Source organism: Rhizobium sp. PAMB 3174 (assembly GCF_052908375.1).
Genome location: NZ_CM128608.1, coordinates 2,811,094 through 2,826,648, shown reverse-complemented (window position 1 = coordinate 2,826,648; position 15,555 = coordinate 2,811,094). Strand labels below are relative to the sequence as shown.

Below are 15,555 nucleotides of genomic sequence, written 5' to 3'. Positions count from 1 at the left end.
CGCAGATGTGCACATGGCCTATGGTCGTTGCTTCTCCTGCGGCGTTGTGGAAGGGGCTGGCCTGCCGTTAAGTATCTTCAGCATAGGGGCCAGGAACTCCGCATAGGGCCGCCATTCCTCGGAGCTGCCCTTGTAGATTTCCTGCCGTACCTGCAGCGCCGAGGCGGTCAGCACGATGCGCGCGCTCTTGTGGAAGTCGAGAACCCCGCTGTCCCAGCTGAGCCCGACATGGGAAAGCAATTGCCGGATGACCTCTTCCGGCTTTTCGGTCAGCGCCTCGTAGTCGAGATCGTAGATCGCGTTTGCATATCGGTCGCGCCAGAACGCCATCAGATCCGCGTAGAGGCCATGATAGCGGGCGATATCCTCCATGTCGCAGGCAAAGCCCATGCCCCTGGCCGTGAATGGCCGGCGGAAGTTTGACCAGCAGACGGCCTCCGCAGAGCGTCGCAGGTGAACGATCCTGGCTTCCGGGAAGGCATTGGCGATGAAGCCGATCAGCCGGAAATTGAGAGGCATCTTGTCGGTAACGAACGGCTTGTCGGTCAAGGATCTGACCGCCTTGGCATATTCCCTCCGGATGGCGCGGAACGTCTCGACCTGTCGTTCGTCGGTATACCATGGCGTCTCGGCGGCGATGGTCGCCAGATCGCTGAGTTCGCCGGCGCCGAAGCATTGCGAATGCGAGGCAAGAATCTGTTCGACCAGCGTCGTTCCCGATCGCGGCATGCCGACGATGAAAACGGGTGTGAAGCCGAGCTCGTCGGTGTAAGTCGGTTGCGATGGAGCGGTGATCTCGAAATAGGTTCGGATGTCCTCGAAGCGCTGCCGGTCCGTGTCGAACGAATAGCCGATTTGGGATTTGCGAAGCCCGTTGCCGGCAATCAAGTGTTCGAACGCGTGCTCATCGTCGCTGATGTCGAACCCTGCCTTGGCGAGCGCGAAATGAAGCAATATGGCGCTGTCTTCATCCTGCTTCCCGTCCGCCGCCAGCGAGCGCATGCGGGCGAGGAAGGGATCATTGGGCGCAATCTTCGTCGCCTGCACATAGGCGAGCATGGTCGCGGCCTTGTCCGAGCCGAGTTCGATGGCTCTGGCGAAGACCTTGCTGGCGGCTGCAGCCTGGCCGAGCTGCATCAGGCATGCTCCATGCTCTTCAAGCACGCCAATCAGATTGCGTCTGGTGTCCGCTGCATCCGGTTGAAGCTGCCGCGCCTTCTCCAGGGCGCCCACGGCTTCATCGTGTTGGCCCGCTCTGGCGAGCGCCAGGCCGAGATTGTTGAAGGCGTCGAGAAAGCCGGGACTTATGGCGAGGGCCCTGCGGTGTGCGTCGATCGCACCGGAAATATTGCCCGTCTTCTCCAGCGCTATGCCGAGATTGGTCAGGATTTCCGGGGCCCTGGGATTAAGGGACAGGGCGCGCTCGTAGCTGGTGATGGCGGCTGTCCAGTTCTGAAGTCCGGCCTGGGTCAGGCCGAGGACGTTGTGAATGATGAAGGCGGACGGATAGCGAGCGGCCATGGCGGTGGCCGCCTGCAGTGTCTCCCTCAGCATGCCGCGCTGATACATGGCGACCAGCCTGTCGTAGTCGGCGCGGGGCGGCATCTCCTTCGGGCGGCGGGCATTCAGCGCATCGAGTTCCTGGCGCGCCCGGCGGTTGGCAGGAAAGGCCTCCAGCACATCGCGGTAGATGTCCGATGCAGCCTGCAGGTCGCCGGCGCGGGCGAGCTTTGCGGCCTTGGAGAGCGATTTATCGATGGACAATGACATTGCGAATCCCGGTTTGCTCTATTGTTTTAGTCCGAACCGGACAGCGCGTGCAGAAAAATTGCCGGCCTTCTTCCCTTCGCGTCATGAACATGTTACCAGCCCTCGCCAACTTCCAAGAATCTCTTGCAAGGTTCCGTACTGAGCGACTCACATCATCAGGCCGGTGACGATCCTATTCTAAAAGGAATTTGGCATGGCACAGATTATTATCACGGCAACCGGCGCTGAAGCGCTTACCTTCGACGACGTGCTCCTGCAGCCCGGTCATTCCATGGTCATGCCGGGGCAGACCGACATCGCGACCCGCATTGCCAAAGATATCGAGCTCAACCTGCCGATCCTTTCCTCCGCCATGGACACGGTGACCGAAAGCCGGCTGGCGATCGCCATGGCGCAGGCTGGCGGCCTTGGCGTCATCCACCGCAACCTGACGCCCGAGCAGCAGGCCGAGGAAGTCCGCCAGGTCAAGAAATTCGAAAGCGGCATGGTCGTCAATCCGGTGACGATCGGACCGCAGGCGACGTTGGCCGACGCCCTGGCGCTGATGAAGGCGCACGGCATTTCCGGCATCCCGGTCGTCGAAGGCAGCAATGGCAGTCGCGGCAAGCTGGTCGGCATCCTGACCAACCGCGACGTCCGCTTCGCCTCCGATCCGACACAGAAGATCTTCGATCTGATGACCAAGGAAGGCCTGATCACGGTCCGCGAGACCGTCGAGCAGCAGGAAGCCAAGCGTCTGCTTCACCATCACCGCATCGAAAAGCTCCTCGTCGTCGACGACGCCGGCCATTGCGTCGGCCTGATCACGGTCAAGGACATCGAGAAGTCGCAGTTGAACCCGAATGCCACCAAGGACGCCCAGGGCCGCCTTCGCGCCGCCGCTGCCATTTCGGTCGGCAAGGACGCGCAGGAGCGTGCCGAGCGGCTGATGGATGCCGGCGTCGACGTTCTCGTCGTCGATACCGCCCATGGCCATTCGCAGGGCGTGCTCGATGCCGTCAGCGCGGTCAAGAAGATGAGCAATTCGGTGCGCATCATCGCCGGCAATGTCGCAACGAGCGACGGCACCAAGGCGCTGATCGATGCGGGCGCGGATGCCGTCAAGGTCGGCATCGGTCCGGGCTCGATCTGCACCACCCGTATCGTCGCCGGCGTTGGCGTGCCGCAGCTGGCAGCCATCATGGCCTCCGTCGAAGCCGCGCAGGCAAGGGATATTCCGGTCATCGCCGATGGCGGCATCAAGTTCTCCGGCGACCTCGCCAAGGCAATCGCAGCTGGCGCCTCCGCCTGTATGGTCGGCTCGCTGCTCGCCGGCACGGACGAAAGCCCGGGCGAGGTCTATCTCTACCAGGGTCGCTCCTTCAAGGCCTATCGCGGCATGGGCTCCGTGGGCGCCATGGCCCGTGGTTCCGCCGACCGCTATTTCCAGGCCGAGGTTCGCGACACGCTGAAGCTTGTTCCGGAAGGCATCGAAGGCCAGGTGCCCTACAAGGGCCCGGTCTCCGCGGTTCTGCATCAGCTCGCCGGCGGCTTGAAGGCTGCCATGGGCTATGTTGGCGGCGGCGACATCAAGGAGTTCCAGAAGCGCGCGACCTTCGTTCGCATCTCCGGCGCCGGCCTGCGCGAAAGCCACGCACACGACGTGACGATCACCCGCGAAAGCCCGAACTATCCGGGCGGCATGTGATTGTTGCCGGACGGCGATAAAGTAAACAATCGGCGAGCCCTGTGGCTGACAGGGCTCGCCAGCGCTTTTCTCTTTGCGATCAACGGTCTCTGGTTTCCGTGGCGCTTCGGTTCGGAATTGCCGCATGCGGTGATGCCGGACAAGGATATCTTCGCGACGCCAGAAAGCCTGCTGGACCTGCGCGAACGCCTGGTCGGCGATGAAGCTGCGGCGTCGCTCCTGAAGACCATGCATCTGACGACCGACCTGGTTTTTCCCGTCATCTTCGCCGCCTTTCTGTTCCTTCTTCTCCGCCGGCTTCTTCCAACCGCTCGGCTGCGTGGGGCCCCTCTGCCGGGCTGGCTGGCTTCGGCCTTGCTCGCCTTGCCGCTTCTCTACATGGCAAGCGACTATGCCGAGAATGTTACCTGTCTCCTGTTCTTTCCGCCGGCTGAACCATCCGCGAGTCTCGCATCGCTTCTCGCCTTTCTCCTGCCCTGGATGATCCGGCTCAAGCTGATGTTCGTAACCATCATAGGCGTCATCGTTCTGCGCCTGACCGTTCTCCGCCCGAGCTCCTCAACGGAAGGCTGATACGCATGACCGCTCCTTACGACACCGCCATCTTCTGGCCGATGATCGCCCATTTCCTGCTGGTGTCGATCGTCTATGTGCTGCTCGGGATGCGCCGCGCCGCGGCGGTCAAGGGCGGATCGGCGCGCATCTCGCAGTTTCGCGAGAACAGGGACGAACCCCCGGAAAGCCTGTTCGTCCGCAACAATCTGGAGAACCAGTTCGAACTGCCGGTGTTCTTTCACATCGGTTGCCTGGCGCTTTACGTGACCGGCGCGGCCACGTTGACGGTCGTTCTCATCGCCTGGATCTTCGTGGTGAGCCGATACGCGCACGCCTGGATCCACATCACCAGCAATCGCATCCGCTACCGCCAGCCCGCCTTCATGGTCGGTGTCCTGATGATCGTCCTGATGTGGGCGCTGCTCGCCTATCATCTCGCCGTCGGCTGATTGACGCAGGTCAATTTGTGCGTGCGATCTCTCGGCTAGTATCCATTTCGGATCACCGTCCAGCCCCTGTGGTTTAACAGACACCTTTGTTCCTCAAGGCCTGCGCCGCCCGCTCTCGCGGATTTCGGCGGCGTCGACCTGTTGGCAAATTTGGGAGATTGAAATGGCAATGACCATGAAAGCAGCCGTGGTGCGCGAGTTCAAGAAGCCGCTCGTCATCGAGGAGGTGCCGGTGCCCGAGCCCGGCCCCGGACAGATTCTGGTGAAATATGAGGCGACCGGCGTCTGCCACACGGACCTCCATGCCGCCCATGGCGACTGGCCGGTCAAGCCCAACCCGCCCTTCATTCCGGGTCATGAAGGCGTCGGTTATGTGGCGAAGCTCGGTGCCGGCGTCACCAGCGTCAAGGAAGGCGATCGCGTCGGCGTGCCGTGGCTCCACACCGCCTGCGGCTGCTGCAATCCCTGCCGCACCGGTTGGGAAACGCTGTGTGCCAAGCAGCAGAACACCGGCTACTCCGTCAACGGCACCTTCGCCCAATACGGCCTTGCCGATCCCGATTATGTCGGCATCCTGCCGGACAAGCTCGAATTCGGCCCGGCGGCACCCGTCCTGTGCGCCGGCGTCACCGTCTACAAGGGGCTGAAGGAAACCGAGGTGCGGCCGGGCGAATGGGTGCTGATCTCCGGCATCGGCGGCCTCGGTCACATGGCCGTCCAATATGCCAAGGCCATGGGCATGCATGTCGTCGCGGCGGATATTTTCAAGGACAAGCTGGACCTTGCCAAGTCCCTCGGCGCCGACCTGATCGTCGATGCGCGCGAAGTCGGGGCGGTCGATGAGGTGCAAAAAGCGGTTGGCGGCGTGCATGGCGCGCTGGTGACTGCTGTTTCGCCAAAGGCGATGGAGCAGGCGTTCCACATGCTCCGCTCGAAGGGCACGATGGCGCTCGTCGGCCTGCCGCCGTCGATGATCAGCCTGCCGGTCTTCGACACCGTGCTGAAGCGCATCACGGTGCGCGGCTCGATCGTCGGCACGCGGCAGGACTTGGAGGAATCCCTGCAGTTCGCCGGCGAAGGCAAGGTCGCCTCGCACTTCACCTGGGACAAGATCGAGAACATCAACGCGATCTTCGCTCGCATGGAAGAGGGCAAGATCGACGGCCGCATCGTTCTCGATCTCGCCGGCTGAGCGCGGCGGGTTTCATCGACAATGCGATTCAAATAAAAAGACCGGCGGTGATGAACCGCCGGTCTTTTCTGATTTTGAAGCCTGTCAGGCGGCGCTTCGCATCCGGCCACCCTGGCTCCGATGTCCGCCGGGTGTCAGGTTGAAGCTTGCGAGCCCTTCGGCCAGCGTCTGCGCTTCCGTCGAAAGCTGCGCCGTGGCGGCGGAGGTCTGCTCGACCATGGCCGCGTTGCGCTGCGTCATCTGATCCATCGAGGTCACCGATCCGTTGATCGCCGAGAGGCTCGCGAATTGCTCTTGCGACGAACCGGCGATGGACTGGATGCGGTTCAGCATGTCGTTGACGAAATGCTCGATCTCGCTCAGCGTCTCGCCGGTCTCGGTAACCAGCGACACGCCCGCCTTCACTTCCGCATTCGATGCGTTGATCAGCGCCTTGATCTCCTTGGCGGCATTGGCCGAGCGTCCGGCGAGCTCGCGCACTTCCTGGGCGACGACGGCAAAGCCCTTGCCGGCTTCGCCCGCACGGGCGGCCTCGACGCCGGCATTCAGCGCCAGGAGGTTCGTCTGGAAGGCGATGTCGTCCATGACGGAGATGATCTGGCTGATCTTGGCCGCCGAACTCTCGATCCGGCCCATCGCCTCGACGGCATTGCCGACAACAGCGGCGGACCGCGAGGTCGCCTTCACGGTGCGGGATGCAATTTCACCGGCTTCGCTCGCCCGCTCGGAGGAGGATTTGACGGTTGCGGTGATTTCCTCGAGCGCTGCTGCGGTCTCCTCAAGCGAGGCGGCCTGCTGTTCGGTGCGGTGCGAGAGGTCGCCGGATGCACTTTCCATCTCGGCGGCATTCAGCCGGATTGACCGGGCGGTGGCGTCTACAACCGAAAGCACGCTGCGCAAATGCGCCTGTGCCGCGTTGAAGTCGAGGCGCAGGCGGTCGAGGTCGGCGGTGAAGGTCTCGTCGATGTCCTCGGAAATGTCGCCGTCGGCAAGACGACCGAGGCCATTCGCCAGGGCGGAAACGGCAAACGAAAGCTCTTCGGCGCGGGCATTCTTCTCGAAGTCGTTCGCCTCCCGCTCGCGGGCGGCCGCGATGCGGTTTGCCTCTTCCTGCTCCTCAAGGCGGATCTTTTCGCGCGCGCCTTCCTGAAGGTGCGCGACCGCATTGGCCATCACGCCGATTTCGTCCTTGCGGCTGGTGCCAGGCACCTCTGCGTCATAATTGCCGCCGGCAATGGCCTCGAGCGAGCCGGTGAGTGAGGCAAGCGGTCGTGTGATCGACCGGCCAAGCAGGACGGCGAGAACGATGGTGATGCCGGCGACGAGCAGGGTGGCCAGAGACCAGAGAATGGTCGAGAGCTTGGCCGAGGTGTAGAGGTCGGTCGCCCGTTCCGTGATGCGCTGCTCCGAGGCGTGCTGCATCTCGACCAGCTTGTTGATGCGCTTGGTCGTCGTTTCGAACCAGCCGTCGAAGGCCTTGGCGCGGATCTTGCCGTCCGGACCAACCCGGCGCAGCTTGCCGTCGAAGCGCTTCAGGCCGACGACATCGTCGGACTTCAGGGCTTCTTCGAAGGTGGCTTTGAGGTCCGGATCCTGATGGCGCATGAACAGGCCGAGGTGAATATCCTGAGAGACCGTGTAGTCGAGGAATTTCTCGAACTGGACGGTGGTCAGCTTTTCGGCGGCGATCGCGCTGTCGATCATTGCCCGTTCCTGGGCGGCGCCTTCGATCACCAGCGCGATGTCGGCAATGGCGGCGGATTTCAGCGCGATGTTGACATCGCTGCTGGCGCGGCTGCTGGCCTGATCGAAGTCCAGAAGCGGTTCGATCAGCGCGGTATAGGCGAAGATGGCGCCGCTGAAGGACAGTTCGCGCTGGTCGACCTTCTTGCGAATGTCGCCGAGGCCGGCGATCGCCGTGTTGAGGTTGGCAAGCACATCGTCCTGGATCACGCCGTCGGATTGCTTCAAGACGCTGACCGCGCCGTCGAGATCGCCAAGAGCGGCATCGGTCTGCTGGCGCGACGCGTTGAGTACGGAGGTATCGGTCGCCTTGTCGTCGGTCAGGAAACGACCGGCGGCGCTGCGTTCCTCGCGCAGGCTCGTGTTGAGAAGATTGATCTTGCCGAGCGCCTGCTGCAATTCGCCCAGGCTGCGGTATTCGCTCATCGACTTGTAGGTATCCGTCAACGAGATGGCAGCAAAGCAGAGAAGGCCGAGCAGCGGAAATATGATGGCAATGGAAAGACGGTGAGAAACGCCCAGATTGATCGACTTCACGGTGATGTCCCCGATATTTTTAATGCACAAATCCGGCACGCACCTCAGTGCGGGCCGTTCTGAAACAGATTATGGGGAGGAGTATAGAGGCTAGTTTTTTACCAAAGCGTGTATTTGCGGTGGAGAAAAGCCACCATTTCTGCCGCTGTCAGGCGGTTTTTCCGCTGCTGCACGCGCGAATTGCTTCGGCGAGCGCCTCGACATCGGCGCGTGACGCGCCCCGGTGGCGCCAGGCAAGGCCGATCTGTCGCGCCGGCTGAGGTTCGGCAAAGGGGATGATGCGAATGTCGTTGCGGCCGGTTTCGGTCTCGATCGCCATTTCCGGAATGAGGGTCATGCCCATGTTGTGGGAGACCATCTGCAACAGGGTGGCCATCGAGGTCGCACCGAAATTGACGAGGCTGCGCTTGCCGGCCATCGTGCAGACCGCCAGCGCCTGGTCGCGCAGGCAATGACCTTCCTCCAGCAGGAGCAGCCGGTCGGCGTCGATCTCCGTCTCCGTCATCGGCGACATCAGGACGTCCGTGTCGTTGCTGGCCACCGCCATGAAGAACCGGTCTGAGAAGAGCGCCATCGTGTCCAGCCGTTCGTCATCGACGGGCAGGGCGGCGACCATCACGTCCACCTTGCCCTCCAGCAACTCGCCAACCAGACTGTCCGTGACCGCTTCCTTCAGCTCGATCTCGATTGCCGGATGGTTCGCCCGCAGGTGCGGGATCAGTCGCGGCACGAGATAGGGAGCCACCGTCGGAATGATGCCGATGCGGATGCGGCCTTCGAGCACGCCCCGCCGCCGCCGCGCCCGCCCGTGCAATTCTTCGGTCATGGCCAGGATCTGGCGGATCTGCGGCAGCAGGTCCTCGCCCTCACGGGTCAGGATCGTCGCGCCCCGCCGTCGCTCGACGAGCGGCATGCCGAGTTCCTTTTCCATCTCGGCGATCTGGGCCGAAAGAGCAGGCTGGCTGACATGCACGAGTTCGGCCGCCCGGCCGAAATGTCCGGTGCTTGCCAGGGCCTCGAAATAGCGCATTTGTCTGAGTGTCAGCATGATAGGTTTTTCTTATGATGAAAAACAGAAAATGCAATTGGAAATTATCGATGGCGGGTGTGATAAGCTTCTTTCGTCGACGAAAACATTTCGCGGCAAGGACAACGTCTCGCTGTCCCGACCCGGAAGATGAACATATCCGCGATGTCTTTTTTAAAGGCCGCTCCGCCGAATTTTCGCGCAGGACAAACGGATTTCACATCTCGGGTGCAGGATGGCGGGATCGCAACGAAGAATGATAGGAGATCGCTATGGATGCCAAAGTAGGCAAATGTCCCGTGATGCACGGCGGCAATACGGAAACCGGCAAGTCGGTTATGGACTGGTGGCCGAACGCACTCAACCTCGACATTCTTCACCAGCACGACACCAAGACCAATCCGCTCGGCAAGGACTTCAACTACCGCGAAGCCGTCAAGACGCTCGACTATGACGCCTTGAAGAAGGACCTCCATGCGCTGATGACCGACAGCCAGGAATGGTGGCCGGCCGACTGGGGTCACTATGGCGGCTTCATGATCCGCATGGCCTGGCATTCCGCCGGCTCCTACCGTCTGGCCGATGGTCGTGGCGGCGGCGGCACCGGCAACCAGCGCTTCGCCCCGCTCAATTCCTGGCCGGACAATGCCAGCCTCGACAAGGCCCGCCGCCTGCTGTGGCCGATCAAGAAAAAGTACGGCAACAAGCTCTCCTGGGCCGACCTGATGATTCTCGCCGGCAATGTCGCCTACGAATCCATGGGTCTGAAGACCTTCGGCTTCGCCTTCGGCCGTGAGGACATCTGGCATCCGGAAATCGACGTCTACTGGGGCGCCGAGAAGGAATGGCTTGCGCCGTCCGACGCACGCTATGAAAACGTCGAAAACCCCGCGACGATGGAAAATCCGCTGGCCGCGGTCCAGATGGGTCTCATCTACGTCAACCCGGAAGGCGTGAACGGCAAGTCCGATCCGCTGAAGACCGCCGCCCAGATGCGCGAGACCTTTGCCCGCATGGCCATGGACGACGAGGAAACCGTCGCGCTGACCGCCGGCGGCCATACCGTCGGCAAGACCCACGGCAATGGCGATGCAGCCGCGCTCGGTCGCGAACCGGAAGCTGCGGACGTCGTCGACCAGGGCATGGGCTGGAGCAACCCGAACATGGGCGGCAAGGCTGCCAATGCCGTGACCTCCGGTCTCGAAGGTGCCTGGACCACCAATCCGACGAAGTTCGACATGGGCTTCTTCGACATGCTGTTCGGCCACGACTGGGAACTGCGCAAGAGCCCGGCCGGCGCCACGCAGTGGGAACCGATCAACATCCGGGAAGAAGACAAGCCGCTCGACGCGTCCGACCCGACCAGGCGCCGCAACCCGATGATGACGGATGCCGACATGGCCCTGAAGGTCGATCCGGCCTACAACGCCATCTGCCAGAAGTTCATGGCCGATCCGGAATACTTCAAGGACACCTTTGCCCGCGCCTGGTTCAAGCTGACCCACCGCGACATGGGCCCGAAGGCCCGTTACATCGGTCCGGAAGTTCCCGCCGAAGACCTGATCTGGCAGGATCCGATCCCGGCCGGCTCGACCTCCTACGATGTCGAAGCCGTCAAGGCGAAGATTGCCGCTTCCGGCCTGACGCTCGTCGACATGGTTTCCACGGCCTGGGATTCCGCTCGTACCTATCGCGGTTCCGACATGCGCGGCGGCGCCAACGGTGCCCGCATCCGTCTCGCGCCGCAGAAGGATTGGGAAGGCAATGAACCGGCCCGCCTCGCCAGGGTCCTCTCCGTTCTGGAGCCGATCGCAAGCGAAGCCGGCGCGTCCGTCGCCGACGTCATCGTTCTCGCCGGCAATGTCGGCGTCGAGCAGGCTGCCAAGGCCGCCGGTTACGACTTGACGCTGCCGTTCTCTCCGGGCCGCGGCGACGCCACCGACGAGATGACGGATGCAGACTCCTTCGCGCCGCTGGAGCCGCTGGCCGATGGCTTCCGCAACTACCTGAAGAAGAACTATGTCGTCAGCCCGGAAGAGCTGATGCTCGACCGCAGCCAGCTCATGGGCCTCACCGCGCATGAAATGACGGTTCTGGTCGGCGGCATGCGCGTCATGGGCGCCAACTATGCCGGCTCGACGCATGGCGTCTTCACCGACAATGTCGGCGCGCTGACGACCGACTTCTTCGTCAACCTGACCGACATGGCCTACACTTGGAACCCGGTTGAAGGCGGATACTACGAAATCCGCGATCGCAAGACCGGCGCAGTCAAGTGGACGGCCACGCGCATGGACCTCGTCTTCGGTTCGAACTCGATCCTGCGCGCCTATGCCGAAGTCTACGCCCAGGACGACAACAAGGAGAAGTTCGTGCGTGACTTCGCCGCCGCGTGGACAAAGGTCATGAACGCCGATCGCTTCGATCTGGTCGACTGATCCAATCAAGCTTCATGCGCCTGGCGCCAGGCCCCAACCTGCCGGCGCATGACTGGAGAAAGGCCGGGACATTGTCCCGGCCTTTCGCTATTTGGTCCGTATTTTCCGGGGCGGCATCACCAGCCCGGCAGGATATGTCCCGGGCGCAGCCGGGGCAGGCGGCCCATCACCCGGATGTCGCCATCCAGCCCGTCATCGGTCGCTTGAGCCGGCGTCATGTTGTCGAGGCAGGCGACGATATGGTTCGAAAGCGCGTTGATCAGCGACACCGGCGCGCCGGGTCGCTTGATTATGCCGATCTGGACCGGCGGTAGGGGCGGGAACCCGTCCGCCTGCGTCAGCACCCGCATTCCGGACCGCAAGGCCGATTCCGGCAGGACGGAGACCGCCATGCCGGCAAGAACGGCGGCCGCAACCACGGTCGAGGACCAGCTGGTAAACAGGATCTGGTAGTCGCGGTTGCCGGCGTCGAGCGCCGAACAGGCGAGCTGCCGCCAGCGGCAGTCCATGCGGCCGACCGCCAGCGGCACCGGCGCGCTTTCCCGGAGCGGATGGTTGGCCGAGGCGACCCAGCAGAGCGGCTCCGTTCGAACGACCGTGGAGATCGCCGTCGCCGGATCGTGCGTGATCAGTGCGATGTCCAGCTCGCCGCGCGACATCTTCTGGATCAGCGTCACGGAAGGTTCGCAGGCGATGTAAAGCTCGACATTCGGATGGGTCTTGGCGAAGCGTCCGATGATCTCCGGCATGTATCGGTCGGCGTAATCGTCGGGCGTGCCGATCCTGACCGTGCCTTCGAGACGATTGTCGTCGAATGCGGCCATCGCCTCGTTGTTGAGCCGGATCATTCGCCGCGCATAGTTCAGGAGCTTCTCGCCCTCGATCGTCAGGCGGACGCCGCGCCCGTCCTTGGCGAACAGCTGCTTGCCGATCCGCTCTTCCAGCCGACGCATCTGCATGGAGACGGCCGATTGGGTCTTGTAGACCCGGTCGGCGGCCTTTGTGAAGCTGCCGGTGTCGACGATGGAGACGAAGGTTTGAAGCTGATCGATATCGAGTGGCGCGCTCATCTTGTACCTATAAGAAGGTTTGATGATAATCATTAGAAACATTCGTTGGACTGATCAATGTCTTTTTGACAATCTGGCATTGTAGACGCCACGGAGCGAAAGCTCCTCCCTCTAAACGACATCGACCACACCCTCCAGGGCCGCCCTCTGGAGGGCAGGTTTATCTCGTGCCTTGTGAAAGGATGATCCGATGAGCACGATTGAACGGACACTGGACCTCGACCTCGCCGCCCTGCGCCCCGCACGCCGCCCGATTGCCGCCCGGGCCTGGAATGTGGTGGCATCCGTTTATCGTGCAATCCGCAATCGTATCATCGTGACGAAAATGACCGATCTGGATGATCATATGCTGCAAGACATCGGCATCGACCGGCGCGACGTTCATCGCGCACTGGCGAAGACCGATCTCTTCAACGATCCGTCCGGTTACCTGACCCGCCAGGCAAGGGCCCGCGCCCGTCGGTCGATCGTGTATTTGCCGCGAGATTGATTTCCCCGCAGGGTGAGAGCCAATAGCCCTGCCTTTGCCCGGTGTTCGTTTATCGAATACCGGGCTTTTTTACGTCCTGACTTGTCGGATGGAGGCGCTTTGCTGCCTCAGCTCTTGTCGGCTGTGTCGCCGTTTTTCATGTAGCCGTCGAGAATGGATTCGATGCTTTTCTGGTAGGCCTTGCCCACTTCCAGGCCGCTGTCGAACATCGCGCTCATCATGTCCGAATATTGCTTCAGCTCGGCGCCTGCAGCGCTTTCCTTCGGCGGCTCCGGCTTGGGCTCCGGTTCCGGCTTCTTGTCTTCGGCCGGCTTCATCATGTCGGAAAACATCTTCATGAATGGGTTGGCGGCAAACATGTCGGCAGGGTTGACCTGCTTGGCCTGCTGCTGCCCGCCGAACATGGACTGCATCGCCTGGGTGAAGGGATTGTCGAACGGATTGGCCTGAGGCTGCGGTTTCGGCGCAAAGCCGGTGCTTTCCAGCCACTGCTGCATCATCTGCGTCATGGCCGCATTGGTGAAGGCGGCGTTCGCCTGCTGTACCTGACCCATGGATTGCTTGAAGATGCCGCCCATCAGCGTGCTGGCGGTCGCCGGCATCATCTGCTTGACGATCTCCTGGCCGATGCCGGTCATCTGTTCGACCTGCGCGGCGATCGCCCGCGAAACCTCCTTCGAGCCGAAGATGGTTTCTAGCGCCGCATTGCCATCGGCAATGCCCTTCGGCGTGAAAGCCTTGCCGATATCCTCGAAATATTCCGCGTAATTGCCGGATTGCATGGCGGCGAGGAAGGTGGTGAAGTCGTATGGATTGGCCGCCTTGCGCTGCAGGCCGGACGAAAAGGCCGGCATCAGTGCAGCCATGGCCTTTGCCGCCTGTTCCTGGGCGATGTTGTACTGCTTGGCCATGGCTTCGACAGCGGCGCCGTTCTGCGCCTGCATCATCATATCGAACAGTGGCAGCATGCAGGACCCTCTCGCTTGGACATTCGTGTCATTTCGCTGAAGCATAAGTGCTTCATCTTACGGCACAACTGCAAAAAGCCAAAGCACCCGCATATTTTGCCGGAGCCGGCTCTTCGCCAGCCTTCAATATTGATACTCGGAAAAGACCGGCTCGACCGAACCGTTCCAGCGGCCGTTGTAGAGCATCAGCAGGTCGTCGGCGAGCGTCGCTTTCTTGGCGATGATCTCGTCGAGCGTTGCCAGGAACACGCTCTCGTCCTCGCCGTCGCCGTTGAGGTTGGCGCGGGATTTGAGACCACCCCGGGCGATGGAAATCACCTCGCGCGCCGTATCGAGCACCGAGCGTCCCTTGATCGTCGCCTTCAGCCCCTGCGAGGGAACCGCGTCACGCATTTCCCGGACGTCCGCAAACGACCAGTCGGCGGTCAGCGCCTCTGCGGCGTCGAGCGCGCCGGCGTCATAGAGCAGGCCGGTCCAGAAGGCCGGCAGGGCGCAGATGCGCCGCCACGGGCCGCCGTCGGCGCCGCGCATTTCGAGGAACCGCTTCAGCCGCACTTCGGGGAAGAGCGTCGAAAGGTGGTTGGTCCAGTCGCCCATCGTCGGCGCCCAGGCGTCGACTTCGCCCTTCAGCGCGCCGCCCATGAACTGGCGGAAGGTGATGTTGGTACAGTCGCGGTAGCGACCGTCGCGGACGATGAAATACATCGGCACGTCGAGCGCCCATTCGACATAGCGCCGGAAACCGAAATCCGCGTCGAAGATGAAGGGCAGCAGGCCGGCGCGCTGGTTGTCCGTGTCACGCCAGATATCGCCGCGCCAGGAAACGAGTCCGTTCGGCTTTCCATCGGTAAACGGTGAGGATGCGAACAGCGCGGTCGCCACCGACTGCAGCTTGGTCGACACGCGCATCTTGCGCGCCATGTCCTCTTCAGAGGAGAAGTCGAGGTTCACCTGGATCGTGCAGGTGCGGTACATCATGTCCAGGCCCTGGCTGCCGACCTTCGGCATGTAGCGGCTCATGATGCCGTAGCGCGATTTCGGCATGCGCGGCGTTTCGGCGAGCGTCCATTTCGGGCTGCCGCCAAGCCCAAGGAAGCGGATGCCGAGCGGCTCGGCGATCTCGCGCAGCATCGCCAGGTGCTGGTTGGATTCCTTGCAGGTCTCGTGCAGGTATCTCAGCGGCGCGCCGGAAAGCTCGAACTGCCCGCCGGGCTCCAGCGAAATCGCCCCCATGCCATGCTGCTCGGCGAGCCCGATGATCTTGCCTTCGTCGATGATCGGATCCCAGCCGAGCTTTTCCTGCATGCCGAGGAGCAGCGCGGAAATGCTGGCCTTGCCTTCATAGGGAACGGGCGCGTTCGTGCCGACGAAGAACGGGAATTTCTCGTGCTCGGTGCCGATGCGGAAATCGGCTTCCGGCTTTGAGCCGCCCGCGAGGTATTCGGTCAGCTCATCGATCGAGGTGATCGGCGTATCGTCGGTCGTATCGCGGGCCATCAGGTCCATCCTGCTTTGGTCAAACGGAACCGGCGAAGCCGCCGGCACATGGCGCTCCGGCTTCGGACACCATTGCGCTGATTGGACCGGAAACCACATCCGCGCAAGTGAATTTCTTTCAACCCGTGTTCA

At 62.3% G+C, this 15,555-nt stretch carries 12 protein-coding genes; 6 read left to right on the top strand and 6 right to left on the bottom strand.

Annotated features, from left to right (window positions below):
- Positions 1-18 precede the first annotated feature (18 nt).
- Positions 19-1,770, bottom strand: coding sequence for a sulfotransferase (locus ACU5AY_RS13600; RefSeq protein WP_446826626.1), 1,752 nt, complete (start codon positions 1,768-1,770; stop codon positions 19-21).
- A 193-nt stretch (positions 1,771-1,963) separates the two neighbouring features.
- Here ACU5AY_RS13600 and guaB point away from each other — a divergent pair, with 193 nt between their 5' ends.
- The 4 genes from guaB (at position 1,964) to adhP (ending at position 5,653) form a co-directional block, all read left to right on the top strand.
- Complete coding sequence (gene guaB / locus ACU5AY_RS13595; RefSeq protein WP_446825230.1) at positions 1,964-3,457, top strand: IMP dehydrogenase; 1,494 nt, start codon at positions 1,964-1,966, stop codon at positions 3,455-3,457.
- Between the two features lie 3 nt (positions 3,458-3,460).
- Entirely contained in the window at positions 3,461-4,030 is a 570-nt protein-coding gene (locus tag ACU5AY_RS13590; RefSeq protein ID WP_446826625.1) for a hypothetical protein, read from the top strand.
- Between the two features lie 5 nt (positions 4,031-4,035).
- Entirely contained in the window at positions 4,036-4,461 is a 426-nt protein-coding gene (locus tag ACU5AY_RS13585) for an MAPEG family protein (RefSeq protein ID WP_446826624.1), read from the top strand.
- Positions 4,462-4,624: 163 nt separating this feature from the next.
- Positions 4,625-5,653: an alcohol dehydrogenase AdhP gene (adhP, locus tag ACU5AY_RS13580; protein WP_446826623.1), complete on the top strand. Its 1,029-nt coding sequence runs from the start codon at positions 4,625-4,627 to the stop codon at positions 5,651-5,653.
- An 84-nt stretch (positions 5,654-5,737) separates the two neighbouring features.
- Here adhP and ACU5AY_RS13575 read toward each other — a convergent pair whose 3' ends face one another.
- Positions 5,738-7,933, bottom strand: a complete 2,196-nt coding sequence (locus ACU5AY_RS13575; RefSeq protein ID WP_446826622.1) for a methyl-accepting chemotaxis protein — start codon at positions 7,931-7,933, stop codon at positions 5,738-5,740.
- Between the two features lie 148 nt (positions 7,934-8,081).
- A complete protein-coding gene (locus tag ACU5AY_RS13570; RefSeq protein WP_446826621.1) occupies positions 8,082-8,981 on the bottom strand; it encodes a LysR substrate-binding domain-containing protein in 900 nt (299 codons plus the stop codon).
- A 251-nt stretch (positions 8,982-9,232) separates the two neighbouring features.
- Between ACU5AY_RS13570 and katG the strand changes: the two genes are divergently transcribed.
- Positions 9,233-11,398 carry a catalase/peroxidase HPI gene (katG, locus tag ACU5AY_RS13565; protein WP_446826620.1) on the top strand — a complete coding sequence of 722 codons (2,166 nt, stop codon included), beginning with the start codon at positions 9,233-9,235 and terminating at the stop codon, positions 11,396-11,398.
- Between the two features lie 116 nt (positions 11,399-11,514).
- Here katG and ACU5AY_RS13560 read toward each other — a convergent pair whose 3' ends face one another.
- Positions 11,515-12,468, bottom strand: a complete 954-nt coding sequence (locus tag ACU5AY_RS13560) for a LysR substrate-binding domain-containing protein (protein WP_446825223.1) — start codon at positions 12,466-12,468, stop codon at positions 11,515-11,517.
- Positions 12,469-12,658: 190 nt separating this feature from the next.
- Here ACU5AY_RS13560 and ACU5AY_RS13555 point away from each other — a divergent pair, with 190 nt between their 5' ends.
- Positions 12,659-12,958, top strand: coding sequence for a DUF1127 domain-containing protein (locus ACU5AY_RS13555; protein WP_446826619.1), 300 nt, complete (start codon positions 12,659-12,661; stop codon positions 12,956-12,958).
- Positions 12,959-13,065: 107 nt separating this feature from the next.
- Here ACU5AY_RS13555 and ACU5AY_RS13550 read toward each other — a convergent pair whose 3' ends face one another.
- On the bottom strand, positions 13,066-13,926 hold the full coding sequence (locus ACU5AY_RS13550) for a DUF937 domain-containing protein (protein WP_446826618.1): 861 nt from the start codon (positions 13,924-13,926) through the stop codon (positions 13,066-13,068).
- A 123-nt stretch (positions 13,927-14,049) separates the two neighbouring features.
- Positions 14,050-15,423, bottom strand: a complete 1,374-nt coding sequence (locus tag ACU5AY_RS13545) for a glutamate--cysteine ligase (RefSeq protein WP_446826617.1) — start codon at positions 15,421-15,423, stop codon at positions 14,050-14,052.
- Between the last annotated feature and the right edge of the window lie 132 nt (positions 15,424-15,555).

Coding starts and splice junctions, on each gene's coding strand:
- ACU5AY_RS13545 (WP_446826617.1), bottom strand. CDS start 15,423: ATGGCCCGCGATACGACCGACGATACGCCGATCACCTCGATCGATGAG.
- ACU5AY_RS13560 (WP_446825223.1), bottom strand. CDS start 12,468: ATGAGCGCGCCACTCGATATCGATCAGCTTCAAACCTTCGTCTCCATC.
- ACU5AY_RS13570 (WP_446826621.1), bottom strand. CDS start 8,981: ATGCTGACACTCAGACAAATGCGCTATTTCGAGGCCCTGGCAAGCACC.
- ACU5AY_RS13550 (WP_446826618.1), bottom strand. CDS start 13,926: ATGCTGCCACTGTTCGATATGATGATGCAGGCGCAGAACGGCGCCGCT.
- ACU5AY_RS13600 (WP_446826626.1), bottom strand. CDS start 1,770: ATGTCATTGTCCATCGATAAATCGCTCTCCAAGGCCGCAAAGCTCGCC.
- ACU5AY_RS13555 (WP_446826619.1), top strand. CDS start 12,659: ATGAGCACGATTGAACGGACACTGGACCTCGACCTCGCCGCCCTGCGC.
- katG (WP_446826620.1), top strand. CDS start 9,233: ATGGATGCCAAAGTAGGCAAATGTCCCGTGATGCACGGCGGCAATACG.
- adhP (WP_446826623.1), top strand. CDS start 4,625: ATGGCAATGACCATGAAAGCAGCCGTGGTGCGCGAGTTCAAGAAGCCG.
- ACU5AY_RS13585 (WP_446826624.1), top strand. CDS start 4,036: ATGACCGCTCCTTACGACACCGCCATCTTCTGGCCGATGATCGCCCAT.
- guaB (WP_446825230.1), top strand. CDS start 1,964: ATGGCACAGATTATTATCACGGCAACCGGCGCTGAAGCGCTTACCTTC.